General features: G+C 37.1%; 13 protein-coding genes. 6 read left to right on the forward strand and 7 right to left on the reverse strand.

The window, feature by feature from the left end:
• Positions 1 to 156: 156 nt before the first annotated feature.
• Both LUA91_RS05365 and LUA91_RS05370 read left to right on the forward strand, forming a co-directional pair.
• Positions 157 to 975, forward strand: a complete 819-nt coding sequence (locus tag LUA91_RS05365) for a 2,3,4,5-tetrahydropyridine-2,6-dicarboxylate N-succinyltransferase (protein WP_231425000.1) — start codon at positions 157 to 159, stop codon at positions 973 to 975.
• Between the two features lie 20 nt (positions 976 to 995).
• On the forward strand, positions 996 to 2,195 hold the full coding sequence (locus tag LUA91_RS05370) for a glycosyltransferase family 1 protein (RefSeq protein WP_231425001.1): 1,200 nt from the start codon (positions 996 to 998) through the stop codon (positions 2,193 to 2,195).
• On the opposite strand, the gene LUA91_RS05375 is transcribed toward LUA91_RS05370, so the two are convergent.
• Entirely contained in the window at positions 2,196 to 2,771 is a 576-nt protein-coding gene (locus LUA91_RS05375) for a DUF4136 domain-containing protein (RefSeq protein ID WP_231425002.1), read from the reverse strand. It abuts the gene before it with no gap.
• Between the two features lie 195 nt (positions 2,772 to 2,966).
• Between LUA91_RS05375 and LUA91_RS05380 the strand changes: the two genes are divergently transcribed.
• The 4 genes from LUA91_RS05380 (at position 2,967) to miaA (ending at position 6,785) form a co-directional block, all read left to right on the forward strand.
• Entirely contained in the window at positions 2,967 to 3,533 is a 567-nt protein-coding gene (locus tag LUA91_RS05380) for an L-threonylcarbamoyladenylate synthase (RefSeq protein ID WP_231425003.1), read from the forward strand.
• Between the two features lie 115 nt (positions 3,534 to 3,648).
• On the forward strand, positions 3,649 to 5,055 hold the full coding sequence (locus tag LUA91_RS05385; RefSeq protein WP_231425004.1) for a CCA tRNA nucleotidyltransferase: 1,407 nt from the start codon (positions 3,649 to 3,651) through the stop codon (positions 5,053 to 5,055).
• A 102-nt stretch (positions 5,056 to 5,157) separates the two neighbouring features.
• Complete coding sequence (locus tag LUA91_RS05390; RefSeq protein WP_231425005.1) at positions 5,158 to 5,802, forward strand: plasmid pRiA4b ORF-3 family protein; 645 nt, start codon at positions 5,158 to 5,160, stop codon at positions 5,800 to 5,802.
• 77 nt (positions 5,803 to 5,879) lie between these two features.
• On the forward strand, positions 5,880 to 6,785 hold the full coding sequence (gene miaA / locus LUA91_RS05395; protein WP_231425006.1) for a tRNA (adenosine(37)-N6)-dimethylallyltransferase MiaA: 906 nt from the start codon (positions 5,880 to 5,882) through the stop codon (positions 6,783 to 6,785).
• 52 nt (positions 6,786 to 6,837) lie between these two features.
• Here the strand turns inward: miaA and LUA91_RS05400 are convergent, their stop codons facing one another.
• The 6 genes from LUA91_RS05400 to rplL all read right to left on the reverse strand — a co-directional run bounded on the left by LUA91_RS05400 (position 6,838) and on the right by rplL (position 18,873).
• Complete coding sequence (locus tag LUA91_RS05400; RefSeq protein WP_231425007.1) at positions 6,838 to 8,115, reverse strand: SGNH/GDSL hydrolase family protein; 1,278 nt, start codon at positions 8,113 to 8,115, stop codon at positions 6,838 to 6,840.
• Between the two features lie 11 nt (positions 8,116 to 8,126).
• Entirely contained in the window at positions 8,127 to 9,350 is a 1,224-nt protein-coding gene (locus LUA91_RS05405; protein ID WP_231425008.1) for an OmpP1/FadL family transporter, read from the reverse strand.
• A gap of 91 nt (positions 9,351 to 9,441) precedes the next feature.
• Positions 9,442 to 9,753: a DUF3467 domain-containing protein gene (locus LUA91_RS05410; protein WP_231425009.1), complete on the reverse strand. Its 312-nt coding sequence runs from the start codon at positions 9,751 to 9,753 to the stop codon at positions 9,442 to 9,444.
• 417 nt (positions 9,754 to 10,170) lie between these two features.
• Positions 10,171 to 14,457: a DNA-directed RNA polymerase subunit beta' gene (rpoC, locus tag LUA91_RS05415; RefSeq protein ID WP_231425010.1), complete on the reverse strand. Its 4,287-nt coding sequence runs from the start codon at positions 14,455 to 14,457 to the stop codon at positions 10,171 to 10,173.
• 77 nt (positions 14,458 to 14,534) lie between these two features.
• A complete protein-coding gene (gene rpoB, locus LUA91_RS05420) occupies positions 14,535 to 18,338 on the reverse strand; it encodes a DNA-directed RNA polymerase subunit beta (RefSeq protein ID WP_231425011.1) in 3,804 nt (1,267 codons plus the stop codon).
• A gap of 157 nt (positions 18,339 to 18,495) precedes the next feature.
• On the reverse strand, positions 18,496 to 18,873 hold the full coding sequence (gene rplL / locus LUA91_RS05425; RefSeq protein WP_231425012.1) for a 50S ribosomal protein L7/L12: 378 nt from the start codon (positions 18,871 to 18,873) through the stop codon (positions 18,496 to 18,498).
• Positions 18,874 to 18,875 lie beyond the last annotated feature (2 nt).

Here is an 18,875-nt window from a genome sequence, read left to right on the forward strand (position 1 = left end):
TGGTTAAATTGATATGGAGTTTATTTATTTAAAGGTTTAAGTGGATTTTTGGATTCTATAAGCAATAATGCAATGCAAAAATTCAACAATATTTATCAAATGAAATCATCAGTTATAGATTAATTTCATTTATTTTGCGTAAAATTTAAAAACATCATGTATTCAGATTTAAAGAAATTAATTGAAGCCGCTTGGGAAGACAGAACTCTTTTAAAGTACAGCAACTATTGCGAAGCCATTGAAACCGTAATTTTAGGATTAGATAAAGGCGAAATTCGTGTTGCTGAACCAGTTTTAAACTCTTGGGGCATTAATGAATGGGTAAAGAAAGCGGTAATTTTGTACTTTCCAATTCGCGAGATGAAGGAAATTAAAAGCGGCCCATTTGTTTATCATGATAAAATGGATTTAAAAACCGATTACAAAGCAACTGGTGTTCGCGTAGTGCCAATGGCAAGTGCACGTTATGGTTCATTCTTAGCAAAAGGTGTAATTATGATGCCTTCATACGTAAATATTGGTGCTTATGTTGATGAAGGTACTATGGTTGATACTTGGGCTACCGTAGGTTCATGTGCTCAAATTGGAAAACGTGTTCACTTAAGTGGTGGTGTAGGTATTGGTGGAGTTTTAGAACCGGTACAAGCTGCACCGGTAATTATTGAAGATGATTGTTTCTTGGGCTCGAGAGCTATTGTGGTAGAAGGTGTTAAATTAGAGAAAGAAGTGGTTTTAGGTGCAAATGTGGTTTTAACCGCATCAACCAAAATTATTGATGTAACTGGTTCAACGCCAGTTGAATATAAAGGTGTAGTTCCTGCTCGTTCGGTAGTTATTCCAGGTAGTTATACTAAAAAATTCCCTTCTGGCGATTACCAGGTTCCTTGTGCTTTAATTATCGGTAAACGTAAAGAAAGCACAGATAAAAAAACATCCCTTAATGATGCGTTAAGAGAAAATAATGTAGCGGTATAGTCATCAGTAAAAAGTTGAAAGTGGAAGGTAGCATAGCGCATGAGAGTTTAGTAAATTTAAATTCCCAGCAAGAAAACCCTCAACTTTCAACTTTTAACCCTAAACTCAAAATTGGTTACGACGGTAAACGGGCCGCAAACAATTTAACTGGTTTAGGCAATTACAGCCGATCATTAATTGAAGCTTTATCTAAACAGTTCCCTGAAAACCAATACCTGGTTTATTCGCCCAAAGTTAAATCTGCCATACAGATTGATGCCTTTTTTGAACAAGAAAACATCCAATTAAAACTGCCAGTAAATGGCACCTTTTTGTGGCGTACGCTAAATATTTTAAAAGATTTATCCAGAGATCAGGTTCGAATATTCCACGGGCTAAGTCATGAAATCCCTTTCGCTATCCAGCACACAAAAATTAAATCAGTTGTTACCATTCACGATTTAATTTTTTTACGTTTCCCCGAATACTATAAATTTATCGATCGAAAATTGTACGAATGGAAAAGTAGATCTGCTTGTAAAAGAGCTGATAAAATTATTGCCATCAGCGAAAAAACAAAACAAGACATTATTGAGCTTTATGAAATAGATCCAAATAAAATCGAGGTGATTTATCAGAGTTGCGATGATAGCTTTAAAACGCCATTTTCTGACACCACACTCAATAAAATTAGGAGCGGTTACAATTTACCCAATAAATATATTCTAAATGTTGGAACGATTGAAAAGCGTAAAAATCTAAAACTAATTATTCAAGCCCTTAAAGATGTAAATGAGGAATATAAGTTAGTGGTTATTGGAAAAAAAACACACTACTTTGAAGAAGTTGAAAAGGAAATAGAATTTTTGGGATTAAAAAATCGAATCGTATTTCTTAAAAATATTCCCTTTGCCGACCTTCCTGGCATTTATCAAATGGCAGCTGTCTTTGTTTATCCCTCTTTTTATGAAGGTTTTGGCATCCCAATAATCGAAGCCCTTTACTCGGGTGTACCAACAATTGCTGCCACAGGCTCTTGTTTAGAAGAAGCTGGCGGAGCAAACAGCATTTATGTATCGCCGAATAACGCGAATGAACTTGCAACTTCAATCAACAAAATTTTAGCTGATGTTTCGCTCCAAAAAGAGATGAAAGAAAAAGGGCTGGAATTTGTTCAAAAATTCAACAGCCCTTTGGTAACACAGCAATTGATGAATTGCTATATCAATATTGTAAGCTAATTATTTAGCTGCAATTGCGTTTGGTGGATATTGAGCCAAAATCTCTCTCACACCGGTATACAATTTTTCTTCTCTCTTATTTAAATTGTCAAGGTTAAAGCCAGAACCTCTGCCATGCCAGAATAATATCTTTTTACCTGGATCTAAGAAATCAATAATGATGGTGCCTTCAATGTATTGGTTAACATAGGTTGGTCCTCCCCAACCCCAGCCGCCCCAGCCACCACGCCAGCCCCAGCCGCCTCCCCAACCAAAGCCTCCGCCCCAACCGCCGAAGCCATTGTTGTAAACGTCGGTTTTTTCTCTTCCTACCACAACAAGGTTCACCAACATATCAGGTTTTTCAGCTTTAACAAAGCCTTTTGCATTCATTTCAGCTTCAACAGCAGCCATTAATCTGCGTTTATCTAAATTATTGAGCCTCACCCTCGAAATACCTTTGTCGTAAAAATTATAGGTTCTATACGTGCTAAAGTCTACGTTCTTATCGTAGTCGGATGCAGTCCGTAGACTCGAACATCCAGTTAATGCCAATACAACTGTAAATAGCATTAATAGTGTTTTTACTGTTTTCATTTGTGCGTTGTTTTATTTGAATAACCTGTAATAAATATAATGATTTTGTATGTACAATCCTACCACTTAAAATAATTTTACAATTTTATAGTTAAATGAAAAACGAATAAAAATTAAATTAGTTTTAGCATATAGCCCTTTGGTTTAGCATATTATGAAAATTTAACATTTCACAGAAAAAGTTAACTTTGCGCTATGCTTAAAGATGAAATTAATAAAGCTTTAGAAGTACTTAAAAACGGAGGCGTAATTCTTTACCCTACTGATACCATTTGGGGACTTGGCTGCGACGCCACCAATCCTGATGCGGTAGATAAACTTTTAAAAATCAAAAAACGCCCTGCCGAAAAAAGTCTAATTGTGCTTTTAGATGTGGATAGCAAATTGCAAAGTTACATTAAAGAAATTCCTGAAGTAGCTTATGATTTAATTGAATACGCAGAACATCCATTAACCATCATTTTTTCTGATGCAAAAAATTTAGCGCATAGCGTTGTTAATGCAGATGGTAGCGTGGGCATTCGTATAATAAAGCACGACTTTTGCACACCACTCATTCAAAGATTCAGAAAACCAATCGTTTCAACCTCAGCTAATATAAGTGGCAACCCCTCCCCAAAATTTTTTGACGATATCGATCCTGAAATTATCGAAGCCGTTGATTACGTTGTAGATTTTGAACAAGAAAATCGAAGCATCAAAAAACCATCAACCATAATGAAACTTACCCCAAGTGGTCAGTTTGAATTTATCCGCAAGTAAATTTTACTACTTTTGTAAAATCTAATAACCCAGCCGTCGCCCAGATTAAATCTTGGTCTTACAGCGAGAGGTGCTGATCACGAATGGTCGGGAACAGCATGACGACTCCATAACTATGCAACAACACCTACAACACCCAATATTTAAAACGTTATCAACAATTGCTGATAAAAGCAATACCGAAGCTTATGTTATTGGTGGCTTTGTAAGAGATTTATTTCTCCACCGCCCATCAAAAGATATTGATGTAGTAGTGGTAGGCAGCGGAATTGAATATGCTGAAGCTGTTGGACGAAAACTTAATACTAAAGTTGCCGTTTTTAAAAATTTCGGCACTGCGAATATCAAATATCAGGATTTAGAAGTGGAGTTTGTTGGCGCCAGAAAAGAATCTTACCGTTCTGATTCCCGAAAACCGATTGTAGAAGATGGAACACTGGAAGATGATCAGCTTCGCAGAGATTTTACAATCAACGCATTGGCGATAAATCTAAATGCAGAACATTTTGGGGAATTACTCGATCCTTTCAACGGTTTAAAGGATTTAGAAAACAAACTGATCCGGACGCCACTAGATCCTGAAGTTACCTTTTCTGATGATCCTTTACGGATGATGAGGGCAATACGCTTTGCTGCTCAACTTAACTTTACCATAGACGAGGCTGCTTTAAAAGCAATTAAAGCGCAAAAAAAACGAATCAGCATCGTATCTAAAGAACGAATCACTGATGAGATGAATAAAATCATTTTATCACCTGTTCCATCAATCGGCTTTAAACATCTTTTTGATACTGGATTATTGGAAATTATATTCCCTCAAATGGCACAGCTTTATGGTGTAGAAATCGTTAAAGGCAAAGGACATAAAGATAATTTTTACCATACTCTGGAAGTTTTAGATAATATTTGCGCCAATACTGATGATTTATGGTTACGTTGGGCAGCCATTTTGCACGACATTGCCAAGCCAGCTACAAAACGATTTGAGGAAGGCCATGGCTGGACATTTCATGGCCATGAAGATCGCGGAGCGAGAATGGTTCCAAAAATCTTTGCTCAATTAAAATTACCCCTGAACGAAAAAATGAAATTTGTTCAAAAGCTGGTTCAATTGCATTTACGCCCGATTGTTTTAGCGCAGGAAACAGTAACAGATTCTGCTGTTCGCCGACTTCTATTTGATGCAGGAGAAGAAATTGAAAGCTTGATGATGCTCTGCAATGCTGATGTAACCACTAAAAATGAATATAAAAAAACCAAATACCGTAGAAATTTTGAGCTGGTTAAAATCAAACTAAAAGATGTAGAGGAGCGTGACCAAATTCGTAACTGGCAACCCCCTATTACCGGTAACGACATTATGGTAACGTTTGATTTACCAGCAGGAAAAGAAGTGGGTTTGATTAAAAATGCAATCCGTGAGGCAATACTCGAGGGTGAAATAAAAAACGATTACGAAGAAGCATATGTCTTTATGCTCAATCAGGCAAAACAAATGGGATTAAATCCTGTTAATAAATAATTTAATTGCTTAATCCCATCAAATTAAGACCCGTCTTTTATAATAATTTGATGTTTGTGGTAACATAAATTAACTTTATTTTTACGGTTCCAAAATACAATAATGGCTATTTATAAGTTTAGAATTACTTTCGAAGATTTTGATGATGTTGTGAGAGAGATCGACATTAAATCAAACCAAACATTTGAAGACCTCCATAAGGCAATCCATAAATCAACAGGCTACAATGCCGAAAAACCTTCATCATTTTATGTAAGCACTGATAATTGGTTAAAAGGCGATGAAATTGCTTACTTGCCAAATGAAAGAAAGAAAGACCGCGTGGTTTTGATGGAAAATTCTAAATTGAGTGGCTTTATTGAAGATCCACATCAAAAATTTTATTATATCTATAATTTTGATCGCCCATATGATTTCCATGTGGAACTGGTAAAAATTATTTTAGATGCTGATCCAAGTATCGAATATCCATTTTTAGCGAAAAGTAGCGGTGATGCACCAAAAATTATGGAGCAAAATGGACCACAATCTGTCGATCCTCGTGGTGCTATCGCATCAGCCAGTGAATTTGATTTCTTAAATGAAATGAATTTTGTTCCGGAAGATACCGATGAGCTGGAAGCGATGGGCGAAATGGGCATTAATGAAAAAGAAAGAGATGATGATGAGGAAAGTGAAGACGATGAATTTGGAGATGAATTTTCTGACGGAGACAATTTTGAAGATGATCAAAAAGATGATTATTAATCTATAACATATTAAAAAGAAGGTTAGAAGCTGTCAAATATTTAAATTTGACAGCTTTTATTTTTATACGTAAATCCATGCCGAATAAAAAAACATTGATATCGATCGTTGGTCCTACCGCTATTGGAAAAACGGCTTTGGCCATTAAAGTTGCTCAGCGTTTTAATACTGAAATTATCTCGGCAGATTCCCGTCAGTTTTTTCGTGAAATGGAAATTGGAACAGCAAAGCCAACTCCTGATGAATTAGCGGCAGCCAAGCATCATTTCATCAATTCGCATTCTGTTACCCAATTGTTTAGCACCGGCGATTTTGAAGTGCAGGGCTTAAAAAAATTGGATGAAATTTTTGAGCACCATGATCTCGCCATCATGGTGGGCGGATCTGGCTTGTATATTAACGCATTGCTAAATGGATTGGATGAAATGCCTGAAATTGACCTTTCCATCAGAGAAAAACTAAATAATCAATTTGAAACCGAAGGCCTTTCCAGTATTCAACAGGAACTATCGCAATTGGATCCTGAATATTTTGATAAGGTTGATCAGAACAATCCTCAAAGAATGATCAGAGGGCTGGAAGTATTTTTATCAACCGGAAAAAAACTTTCATCAATGCTTTCTGCTACAAAAAAAGTTCGCCCATTCAATATTATTAAAATAGGATTAAATACCGATCGAGCTGTTTTATATGATCGGATCAACCATCGTGTTGATCAAATGATCGCTTCAGGACTATTAAACGAAGTAAAATCCCTTCATCAATTTAGAAAATATAATGCTTTAAATACTGTTGGGTATAGTGAGATTTTTGATTATCTGGATCAAAAAATTACTTTGGAGGAAGCCATTGTTGCAATTAAACAAAATACACGTCGTTTTGCAAAAAGGCAACTTACCTGGTTTAGACGGGATGAAGAAATAATCTGGTTCGAACCAAATGAAGAAGAAAACGTCATCAATTATTTGGAGAAAAAACTGTAAACAGAAAAGGATTCACATTTGCGAATCCTTTTCTGTTTACAGTTTGTAAGCATTATTTATCTGGGAATTTCACTCCTCTATATTTTGTAATATCAATGGTAGGAATGGTTGAACTGTACTTACTATTTATAGCATCAATAAAAACATTAGCAATTACAGCATTTCCACGTGGCGTAAGGTGAACACCATCAAGTGAAAATGCACCGCCAGTTATAAAAGCTGAATTAATATTAATACCCTGAATGGCAATACCTGCTTTAACCATATTTAAATAAGTATATGTATCGGCCACGGCCAAACCTTTACTGTTTGCCAGCGATTTGATGGAACTATTATAACTGTTCACGTAATCTTTAACACGAATAATCTCATCTTTGTCCAACACCCAATTATTTGCAATTGGATTTCTGGGATCTAACCCATATGGAATTGCACCTGTACCAAACAATCCTGCAGATTGAAAAGGCAAACGAATTAAATCTTCACTTGTAGCTGCTCTTACACCAGCTCCAGTTTGAATAAATACGGCAACAGCAGCTGGGTTTATTGCTTTTGCAGCTGCTAATAATGCAGAAACTGTAACGGTGTTAAAATAAGGAACAGCCGTAACATCAGGAATGGTACCAACCACGCCTTTTTGCCCTCCGGCTGTTAGCGCATTTATAAGGTTAGAATACAACATAGAGAAAGTTGCTTTATCTGTTAGAACATTAGTAGCATCGCTGGTTACGCCACCGTTAGTTGCCCAACCAAGCGCATCATTATTGCCTAACCATAGAGAGAAAAAACTATGGTTTCTTCCTTGTATAAATTGAAAATAGGTTGTCGTACCAACTTGAGTATCTGTTAATAAACGTTCGAAATAAGGATTTGCAGCACTATATGGAGCAGCAAATGCTAAATCAACACGCATTCCTGGTATACCTAAATTCTGAACTTCACCAGAATATTTAGTTAAAAACACACTCGAGCCCTGGCGAAAAGCATTTCCTGCTACTGGTGTTAAGGTTGGACTTCCATTTACCAATGCTGATAAATTTAAATAACCTGATCCATTAGCCTGAGCATCAGCAAAAAACGGTGAGGTAAATGCGCCACCTCCTACTGTTGACATTTGTGCTGCCAATAAATTTGGATATGCCACTTTCTGTCCGTCGAGATAAAGTCCCCCATCGGCAAAACCAGCAGTTAATGAGTTACCAACTGCAATATATTTGCTAAAATTTGCTTGCCCTGCTGATGTACCAGCTGGCGTTTCAATCTCTGGCTTACACGATGCTGCAAACAATATGGTAGCAGCAATAAAACTATTCAATATATATTTTTTCATATTTATTTCTCCTACCATTTATAAGTTAATGAAAGACCAGGTGCATAAACCAATGTTTTAAAAGTACCATCTAAACCTGTTTCGATATTTTTCTGCTTACGCGATTGAACATCTTCAAAAAAGAACGAAGCATTAACTTCAAAACGGCTTGTAGGTGCATAACCAATACCAGCACTTAAGATATAACGATTAGCATCCGGAGCCTCTGGTGTAACATATCCATCCTGTACAGGTGAAAATGCATAGCCAACACCAGCCCTTAACGACACTTTTTCAGATGCTTTATGATTAACTCCTAATTTAAACGAAGATCCATCACGATAATTGCGGGCAGATTTTGTATCGGCCAAAGCTGGTGTATTAACAGCATAATCAAATGCCAATTCCTTGTAAATCCTCCATTGTACCCAGCTTGCATCAAAAGCCAAAGTAGTGCTTTTTGATAAAGGGATCCCAATTCCTAAAGTTGTGGTAGAAGGCAATGGTAATTCTGCATTAAAAGTATTTCCTGCCGGGAATGATGATCTTAAAGATTCTGGAACATCAAAAGTTGCTGTACCACCTTCAAGTTTGGTTACCACTTTTGATTTATGAACAACTGCGAAAGTTACATTGCTTAATGTGTTGATGTACAATCCGGCATTCCATCCATAACCGCTTCCTGTACCTTCTAAAGTTGCATGGCCAGAACGACCATCAGGATAGTTAACAGGTAAAGCACGCTGTAAGTTTACATCTCCATGGTTATAAACAAAACCAGCACCAATACCTATGCGGTCGGTAATTTTAACACTTAAGGTTGGTTGGAAATAGATTGCTTTTAAGTTTAATGAAGTTAACGCATATCTCCCAGACCAATCATTTCCCCAGTCTACCAATCCGCCAAAGGGTGTATAAACACCTAGTCCCAATTTCCATTTATTGGATTTTGGTCCCCAAACGGCGTAAGCTTCGAAAGGAGGCGCAATTTTATTTTTAACGTTTTCGGTAATGTTTGAGCCATTTTGCTTAAAAGCAGACTTAAAAAGTAATGGATTAACACCAGCGGAAATGGAATTTTTTTCAAGAAATGTTACCGCACCAGGGTTAAAAAATACTGATGCTTCGTCTAACGCCAATGCCGATCCGGCACCAGCCATTCCAATTTGTTTTTGTCCTTGTAAATTTACCTGGAAACCTTGTCCCAGCACCCAAAGGGGAGCAGAAAGTAATAAGCTTAATAAAAGTTTTCTCATAATGATGTATATGGTTATGGCAAAAATAGCCTAAAAAGCTAACAGAATATGCTAAAATTTGTTTTTAGGGTTTATTTACTTAATTCAATGATTAAGCTTGAGCTGTCGGTCCGCCAAAACCCATAGGAAAAGGTGGCTCTTCCTGGGTTTTAATCCTACCGTTTACAGCTTCAAATTTTTGAATATTATCATCCAAAGCAGTAAGCAATCTTTTAGCGTGCTCTGGAGTCAAAATGATTCTGGATTTTACTTTTGCCTTTGGAACTCCAGGCATCACACGAATAAAATCCAATACGAATTCGGTATTTGAATGGGTGATAATGGCAAGATTTGAAAAAATTCCTTCGGCAATTTCTTCTGATAGCTCTATATTTAATTGATTCTCGTTTTGTTGTTCTTCCATAATGATTCAAAAATAAAAAATTCCGCTGCTTAATGGCGGAATAATATTTAATATTTAATAAAAGTCAAAGTCTTTGGTTAGCTATTTTTTGATAAACGTTAAAATTATACCAACTGTAACTGCTATCTGACCAATCCAAAAAATAAACATCCATTTAATGATATCTGCTTTTGAATTTGCCAGATCTTCCTTGGTAGCCAAAATTTCACATTTATTATCGAATTCAGCTTTCACTTCAGTTTTTACAAAAGAAACCAACTCCTCTGCTTCTTATTCGCCAAGCTTGGCCTTTAGAATTTGAAAAAGTTGTATTTCAGTAACACTCATGTATTTATTTTTAAATAAAACTACAAAATCTATTCCAAACAAAAAAGTCCCCCACTATTAGTGGAGGACTTAGTTTAAAATATTTAAATTTTATGCTTCTACTTCTTCTTGTTTCGAAGCTAACAATTTATCGTATTCTTCTTGAGAACCAACAATGATTCTTTCGTAACCACGTACACCAGTACCTGAAGGGATTAAGTGACCAACGATCACGTTTTCTTTCAAGCCTAACATATTATCGCGTTTACCTGCAATTGCCGCTTCATTTAATACTTTCGTAGTTTCCTGGAACGAAGCCGCAGAAATGAACGATTTAGTACCTAACGATGCTCTTGTAATACCTTGTAAGATAGAACTTGCAGTTGCTGGTCTTGCATCTCTAACCGTAATCTGTTTTAAATCTTTACGTTTCAATTGAGAATTTTCATCTCTTAACCTACGTAATGAAACAATCTGACCTGGTTTTAAATCATTAGAATCACCTGCATCTTCAACAACTTTCTTGTCGTACATTGCATCATTCTCGTCAGCAAAATCCCAACGGTCAACAGCGTTATTTTCTAAGAAAATAGTATCACCTGGATCTTCGATGTGAACTTTCTGCATCATCTGGTGAACAATTACCTCGAAGTGCTTATCATTAATTTTCACACCTTGCAAACGGTAAACCTCTTGAATACCATTTACTAAGTATTCTTGAACCGCTGCTGGTCCTTTAATTGATAAGATATCCGCAGGAGAAATTGAACCATCTGATAAAGGCATACCTGCTTTCACAAAGTCATTATCCTGTACAAGGATGTGTTTAGACAATGGAACCAGATATTTTTTAACTTCACCATCTTTCGATTCGATTGTAATCTCACGGTTACCACGTTTAACACCACCTAAAGTTACTACACCATCAATCTCAGTTACTACAGCTGGGTTTGAAGGATTACGAGCCTCAAATAACTCCGTTACACGAGGCAAACCACCGGTAATATCTCGGGTTTTACCAGTTGCACGAGGAATTTTAGCGATAATCTGTCCAGTTTGAATGGCTTCGCCTTCCTCAACAGAAACGTGAGCACCAACCGGAATGTTATAACCTTTAATGAATTCACCTTTCTTATCAACAATTTGAACAGAAGGGTTTTTAGTTTTATCACGTGTATCGATAATTACTTTTTCACGGTGACCAGTTTGCTCATCTGATTCTTCACGGAAGGTAACACCCTCAATGATCGCATCAAACTGCGCTTTACCGGCAAATTCTGAAAGAATAACCGCGTTGTATGGATCCCATGAACAAATTTTATCACCTTTAGATAACTTATCTCCTTCTTTAACAAATAAGAAAGCACCATAAGGAATGTTATTGGTTACAATAATACGTCCAGTTCCTGGTTCTACAATTTTAAACTCTCCTGAACGACCCAATACAACTTGTACTGTTCCTTCTTCAGTTTGAGTATCAACTGTACGGATATTTTCGAATTCAATCACACCATCAAACTTAGCTACGATGTTTGATTCTGCAGCAATGTTTGATGCAGTACCACCCACGTGGAAAGTACGAAGTGTTAACTGTGTACCCGGCTCTCCGATTGATTGCGCTGCAATTACACCAACTGCCTCACCTCTTTGAACGCGTTTACCAGATGCCAGGTTACGACCATAACATAATGCACAAACACCGCGTTTAGCTTCGCAAGTTAATACTGAACGAATTTCAATACCTTCTAAAGGCGATTCTTCGATCAACTTAGCAACTTCTTCATTAATATCCTCGCCAGCACCTACTAACAATGTATTATCCAAAGGATTGTATACATCGTGTAATGAAGTACGACCTAAAATTCTATCAAATAATGGTTCAACGATATCTTCCTGATCTTTCAAGGCAGTAGTATACATACCTCTTAAAGTACCACAGTCATTATCATTAACGATCATATCCTGAGCAACATCATGTAAACGACGGGTTAAGTAACCCGCATCTGCTGTTTTTAATGCCGTATCCGCCAAACCTTTACGGGCACCGTGAGTAGAGATAAAGTACTCTAATACTGATAAACCTTCTTTAAAGTTTGATAAGATCGGGTTTTCAATGATATCACCACCTGAACCTGATTTTTGAGGTTTAGCCATCAAACCACGCATCCCGCAAAGCTGACGAATCTGCTCTTTAGATCCACGTGCACCCGAATCAAGCATCATGTACACCGAGTTGAAACCTTGGTTATCTGAAGATAACTGGTTCATTACGAATGTAGTTAATCTGTTATTGATACGAGTCCAGATATCGATAATCTGGTTGTAACGTTCGTTGTTCGTAATGAAACCCATGTTGTAGTTGTTTCTTACTTCTTCAACTTCGTTTGCAGCCTGCTCTAATAAAGTATGTTTTTCTACCGGAATGTTTACGTCTTGTAAATTGAATGATAAACCTCCCTGGAAAGCCATACGGAAACCTAATTCTTTGATATCATCTAAGAACTGAGATGAACGGGCCATACCAGTCATTTTAACTACCTCACCGATAATATCTCTTAACGATTTTTTAGTTAATAATTCATTGATATAACCAACCTCATCAGGAACCATTTGGTTAAATAATACTCTCCCTACAGTGGTTTCAGTTAATTTATTAACGATAGAACCATCAGCTTGCTTCACATTTACCCTTACTTTGATAAATGCATGTAAATCTAATTCCTTTTCGTTATAGGCGATAATAACTTCTTCCGGAGAATAGAAATTAGAATCTTGACCCTTTACAACTCTGCTATCATCAGTTCTACGGCCTTTAGTAATGTAATAAAGACCCAAAACCATATCCTGAGAAGGTACTGTAATTGGTGTACCGTTTGCAGGGTTTAAGATATTGTGCGCTGCCAACATTAATACTTGGGCTTCCAAAATTGCTGCGTTACCTAACGGTAAGTGGACAGCCATCTGGTCACCATCAAAATCGGCGTTGAATGCAGTACACACTAATGGGTGTAATTGGATTGCTTTTCCTTCAATTAATTTTGGCTGGAAAGCCTGAATACCTAGTCTGTGTAAGGTAGGTGCACGGTTTAATAATACCGGGTGACCTTTCAATACATTTTCTAAGATATCCCAAACTAATGGATCTTTTCTATCAACGATTTTCTTAGCAGATTTAACTGTTTTTACCACACCACGCTCAATCATCTTACGAATAATGAACGGTTTGTAAAGCTCAGCAGCCATATCTTTAGGAATACCACACTCGTGTAATTTAAGGCTAGGCCCTACAACAATTACCGAACGAGCTGAATAATCCACACGTTTACCTAATAAATTCTGACGGAAACGACCTTGTTTACCTTTCAAAATATCTGAAAGTGATTTCAAGGCACGGTTACCTTCAGTTTTAACCGCATTAACTTTACGTGAGTTATCGAATAACGAATCTACAGCTTCCTGCAACATACGTTTCTCGTTACGTAAAATTACCTCTGGTGCTTTAATCTCGATCAAACGTTTTAAACGGTTGTTACGGATAATTACACGACGGTATAAATCATTTAAATCTGAAGTAGCGAAACGACCACCTTCTAATGGAACTAAAGGACGTAATTCTGGTGGAATAACCGGAACGATTTTAACAATCATCCACTCCGGGCGATTCTCAATACGTGTATTAGCACCACGGAAAGCTTCAACAACCTGAAGACGTTTTAAGGCCTCATTTTTACGTTGCTGAGAAGTTTCGTTAGCAGCCTGGTGACGTAAATCATAAGATAAAGTATCTAAATCAATACGTTTTAATAAATCTTCTAATGCTTCAGCACCCATTTTGGCGATGAATTTATTAGGATCTTTATCATCTAAGTATTGGTTTTCTTTAGGTAATTTATCTAAGATATCTAAATATTCTTCTTCAGTTAAGAAGTCCATATAATTGATACCTTCTTCAGCCATTAAGCCTGATTGAATAACTACGTAACGCTCGTAATAGATAATTAAATCTAATTTTTTAGTAGGCAAACCTAATAAATAACCGATTTTGTTTGGCAATGAACGGAAATACCAGATGTGTGCAACAGGAACCACCAAAGCGATGTGTCCCATACGCTCACGACGTACTTTCTTTTCAGTTACCTCAACACCACAACGATCACAAACAATACCTTTATAACGGATACGTTTGTATTTACCGCAATGACATTCGTAATCTTTTACCGGACCAAAAATACGCTCGCAAAACAAACCATCACGTTCAGGTTTGTAAGTACGGTAGTTAATGGTTTCCGGTTTCAACACCTCACCGCTCGAACGTTCCAAAATAATTTCCGGAGACGATAAGCTAATCGTGATTGATGTGAAATTGCTTTTTAATTTATTATCCTTTTTGTAAGACATATCTCTTTCTTAAGTTTTAAGTTTTAAGTTTTACGTGATAAGTTAACTTATAACTTACCACGTATCACCTATAACTTTTAGTCTAACGTAATATCTAAACCTAAACCACGTAACTCATGTACCAATACGTTAAACGATTCTGGTACACCTGGAGTTGGTAGGTTTTCACCTTTAACAATGGCTTCGTAAGTTTTGGCTCTTCCGATAACATCATCCGATTTAACGGTTAAAATTTCCTGAAGAATATTAGCAGCACCGAATGCCTCTAATGCCCAAACCTCCATCTCACCAAAACGCTGACCACCAAATTGAGCTTTACCGCCCAATGGCTGTTGTGTAATTAATGAGTATGGTCCGATTGAACGGGCGTGCATCTTATCATCAACCATGTGACCTAGTTTCAGCATGTACATAATACCCACTGTTGTAGTCTGATCGAAACGCTCACCTGTTAAACCATTATATAAGTAGGTTTTTCCTGAAGCAGGAACACCCGCTTTAGCAATCCACTCTTCTACCTCATCATGAGTAGCACCATCGAAAATAGGAGTTGCAAATTTAACGCCTAATTCCTGACCAGCCCATGCCAAAATAGTTTCGTAGATCTGACCAAGGTTCATACGTGAAGGTACACCCAGTGGGTTCAACACGATATCAACCGGAGTACCATCAGCTAAGAAAGGCATATCTTCATCACGTACAATACGTGCAACAATACCTTTGTTACCGTGGCGACCCGCCATTTTATCACCTACTTTTAATTTACGTTTTTTAGCAACATAAACTTTTGCCATCTGCACAATTCCCGATGGAAGCTCATCACCTACACTAATCGCGAATTTATCGCGTTTGTAGGCACCAAGTTCTTCGTTAACACGGATACCGTAGTTGTGAAGCAATAATTTAATCATCTCATTTTTGTCATCATCAGTAGTCCATTTGTTAGGGCTGATGTGAGCAAATTCAAGATCTGCTAAAATTTTCTGAGTGAATTTAGCACCTTTAGCAACCAATAATTCTTTGTAAATATTGAATACACCTTGTGATGTTTTTCCGTTTACAATGGTGAATAATTTGTCTACTAATTCTGCTTTTAATTTCTCAGTGATATTGTTATATCCTTTGTCTAATTTCTCAATTGCCGATTTTTCTTCAGCTTTTGTAGTTTTCTTAGCACGGCTGAATAACTTAGTATCAATTACTACACCTTGAATAGAAGGAGGAGTTTTTAAAGACGCATCTTTAACATCACCTGCTTTATCACCAAAAATTGCACGTAGTAATTTCTCTTCTGGTGATGGATCAGATTCTCCTTTTGGAGTAATCTTACCAATTAAAATATCACCTTCTTTTACATCAGCACCAACACGGATAATACCGTTTTCATCAAGGTCTTTTGTAGCCTCTTCAGAAACGTTCGGGATATCTGGTGTTAATTCCTCTTCTCCACGTTTAGTATCACGCACTTCTAATTCAAACTCTTCAATATGCAATGAAGTGAAAACGTCATCACGAACAATACGCTCGTTGATTACAATCGCATCCTCAAAGTTGAAACCTTGCCAAGGCATGAATGCCACTTTCAGGTTTCTACCCAATGCCAACTCGCCATTTTCAGTTGCATAACCTTCACAAAGTACTTGTCCTTTAGTAACTTTCTGACCTTTCTTAACGATTGGTTTCAAGTTAATACAAGTATTCTGATTGGTTTTTTTGAACTTAATTAAACGGTAAGTTTTGCTATCACCTTCAAATGACACTAAACGATCATCTTCGTTACGCTCATATTTAATAGTGATTTCGTTAGCATCTACATATTCTACAACACCGTTACCTTCAGCATTGATCAAAGTTCTTGAGTCACGGGCAACGCGACCTTCCAAACCTGTACCAACGATTGGCGCTTCAGGACGTAACAATGGTACGGCCTGACGTTGCATGTTCGATCCCATCAAAGCCCTGTTCGCATCATCATGTTCCAAGAATGGAATTAACGAAGCAGCAATTGAAGTAATCTGGTTAGGTGCAACATCCATTAAGTCTAATTTCTCAGGCTCAATAATAGGGAAGTCACCCTCATAACGTGCTTTTACGCGTGGTGTAATAAAGTTACCTTTATCATCATATTCTGCATTGGCCTGAGCAATGGTTTTACCATCTTCATCTTCTGCAGATAAATAAATAACGTCTGAATCAACCACTACCTTACCATCTTCAACACGTTTGTATGGTGTTTCAATGAAACCTAAATTATTGATTTTTGCATGCACACAAAGTGATGAAATCAAACCAATGTTTGGTCCCTCAGGTGTTTCAATAGTACATAAACGACCGTAGTGCGTGTAGTGAACGTCACGTACCTCGAAACCAGCTCTTTCACGTGATAAACCACCTGGGCCTAAAGCTGATAAACGGCGTTTGTGCGTAATCTCTGCCAATGGATTCGTTTGATCCATGAACTGAGACAACTGATTTGTACCAAAGAAAGAGTTGATCACTGATGATAACGTACGGGCGTTAATCAAATCAGTTGGTGTAAACACCTCATTATCGCGAATGTTCATACGCTCACGGATGGTTCTGGCCATACGGGCTAAACCAACACCGAACTGTGCGTACAATTGCTCACCTACAGTACGTACACGACGGTTTGATAAGTGATCAATATCATCCACTTCTTCTTTTGAGTTGATCAATTTGATCAAATATTTAACAATCGCAATAATATCTGCTTTTGTTAAAACTTTAACCTCATCAGGGGTATTCATTTTTAACTTACGGTTGATGCGGTAACGACCAACATCTCCTAAATCGTAACGTTTATCTGAGAAGAATAAACGATCAATGATACCACGAGCAGTTTCCTCATCAGGTGGTTCTGCGTTACGCAAAGCCCTATAGATGTTTTCAACAGCTTCTTTCTCTGAGTTAGAGGTATCTTTTTGTAATGTATTATAAATAATGGTATAATCAGCCTGACTAGCGCCATCTTCTTTAGATAAGATAATGCTTTTTACGCCCGCTTCGATAACCATATCAATGTGTTCGTCTTCTAAAACGGTTTCTCTTTCAAGAATCACTTCATTACGGTCGATAGAAACTACCTCACCTGTATCTTCATCTACAAAATCTTCAACCCATTTCTTTAAAACTCTTGCAGCCAGTTTACGACCGATATATTTCTTTAAACCTGATTTACTAACTTTTACTTCGTCAGCAAGATCAAAAAGTTCTAAGATGTCTTTATCAGAATCGTAACCGATAGCACGTAATAAAGTGGTAACCGGGAATTTTTTCTTACGATCGATGTAAGCATACATCACGTTATTCACGTCAGTAGCAAACTCGATCCATGAACCTTTGAAAGGAATAACACGGGCAGAATACAATTTGGTTCCGTTAGTGTGACGGCTTTGGCCGAAGAACACGCCTGGAGAACGGTGTAATTGCGAAACGATAACACGTTCTGCACCGTTGATAACAAATGTACCTTTTGGTGTCATATACGGGATAGTACCTAAATACACATCCTGAATAATGGTTTCAAAATCTTCATGTTCAACATCGTTACAAGAAAGCTTAAGCTTTGCTTTTAATGGAACATTGTAGGTTAATCCACGCTCAATACACTCGTGTATATCGTAACGTGGCGGATCAACAAAATAATCAAGAAACTCCAATACGAAGATATTTCTTGAATCTGTTATTGGAAAGTTTTCAGCAAACACTTTAAACAAACCCTCGCTAGAGCGATCGTCTGATGTGGTATCTATCTGGAAAAATTCTCTGAATGATTGCAATTGCACATCCAGAAAATCCGGATAGTCTATAATGTGCTTACTAGTTGCAAAATTTACTCTTTGTTCGACTGTCTTTGCCAATGGACTAAAAGATTTTAGTTTAAGAATAAACTATTTGTTTGGTTCGGGTTTCAAACATGCTCATTAACCAAACAAAATGAGATGTTTATAAACAGGTAAAGACACCAACATTTTCAGTCGGTGTCTAATACATTTTTAGCTTAGCTAAATTAAGTGATTACTTAATTTCAACTACTGCTCCAGCTTCTTCTAATTGTTTTTTAAGAGCTTCTGCTTCGTCTTTAGCAACACCAGCTTTTAATTCTTTTGGTGCACCATCAACTAAGTCTTTAGCTTCTTTCAAACCTAAACCAGTTAAATCTTTAACCAATTTAACAACTGCTAGTTTAGAACCACCAGCTTCTTTTAAGATTACATCAAAAGATGTTTTTTCTGCAGCAGCAGCAGGTGCATCACCACCAGCAGCAGGACCAGCAACTACAGCAGCAGCTGCAGGCTCGATACCATACTCATCTTTTAAGATTTGAGCTAATTCATTAACTTCTTTTACTGTTAAGTTTACCAATTGCTCAGCAAACGCTTTTAAATCTGCCATTT

It is taken from the genome of Pedobacter sp. Leaf250, assembly GCF_920984735.1.
Taxonomy (GTDB): domain Bacteria; phylum Bacteroidota; class Bacteroidia; order Sphingobacteriales; family Sphingobacteriaceae; genus Pedobacter.

What these genes read in the sequence shown, in the direction of transcription:
- LUA91_RS05365 (WP_231425000.1), top strand. Translation starts at nt 157, where the DNA reads ATGTATTCAGATTTAAAGAAATTAATTGAAGCCGCTTGGGAAGACAGA.
- LUA91_RS05375 (WP_231425002.1), bottom strand. Translation starts at nt 2,771, where the DNA reads ATGAAAACAGTAAAAACACTATTAATGCTATTTACAGTTGTATTGGCA.
- LUA91_RS05380 (WP_231425003.1), top strand. Translation starts at nt 2,967, where the DNA reads ATGCTTAAAGATGAAATTAATAAAGCTTTAGAAGTACTTAAAAACGGA.
- LUA91_RS05385 (WP_231425004.1), top strand. Translation starts at nt 3,649, where the DNA reads ATGCAACAACACCTACAACACCCAATATTTAAAACGTTATCAACAATT.
- LUA91_RS05390 (WP_231425005.1), top strand. Translation starts at nt 5,158, where the DNA reads ATGGCTATTTATAAGTTTAGAATTACTTTCGAAGATTTTGATGATGTT.
- miaA (WP_231425006.1), top strand. Translation starts at nt 5,880, where the DNA reads ATGCCGAATAAAAAAACATTGATATCGATCGTTGGTCCTACCGCTATT.
- LUA91_RS05400 (WP_231425007.1), bottom strand. Translation starts at nt 8,115, where the DNA reads ATGAAAAAATATATATTGAATAGTTTTATTGCTGCTACCATATTGTTT.
- LUA91_RS05405 (WP_231425008.1), bottom strand. Translation starts at nt 9,350, where the DNA reads ATGAGAAAACTTTTATTAAGCTTATTACTTTCTGCTCCCCTTTGGGTG.
- LUA91_RS05410 (WP_231425009.1), bottom strand. Translation starts at nt 9,753, where the DNA reads ATGGAAGAACAACAAAACGAGAATCAATTAAATATAGAGCTATCAGAA.
- rpoC (WP_231425010.1), bottom strand. Translation starts at nt 14,457, where the DNA reads ATGTCTTACAAAAAGGATAATAAATTAAAAAGCAATTTCACATCAATC.
- rplL (WP_231425012.1), bottom strand. Translation starts at nt 18,873, where the DNA reads ATGGCAGATTTAAAAGCGTTTGCTGAGCAATTGGTAAACTTAACAGTA.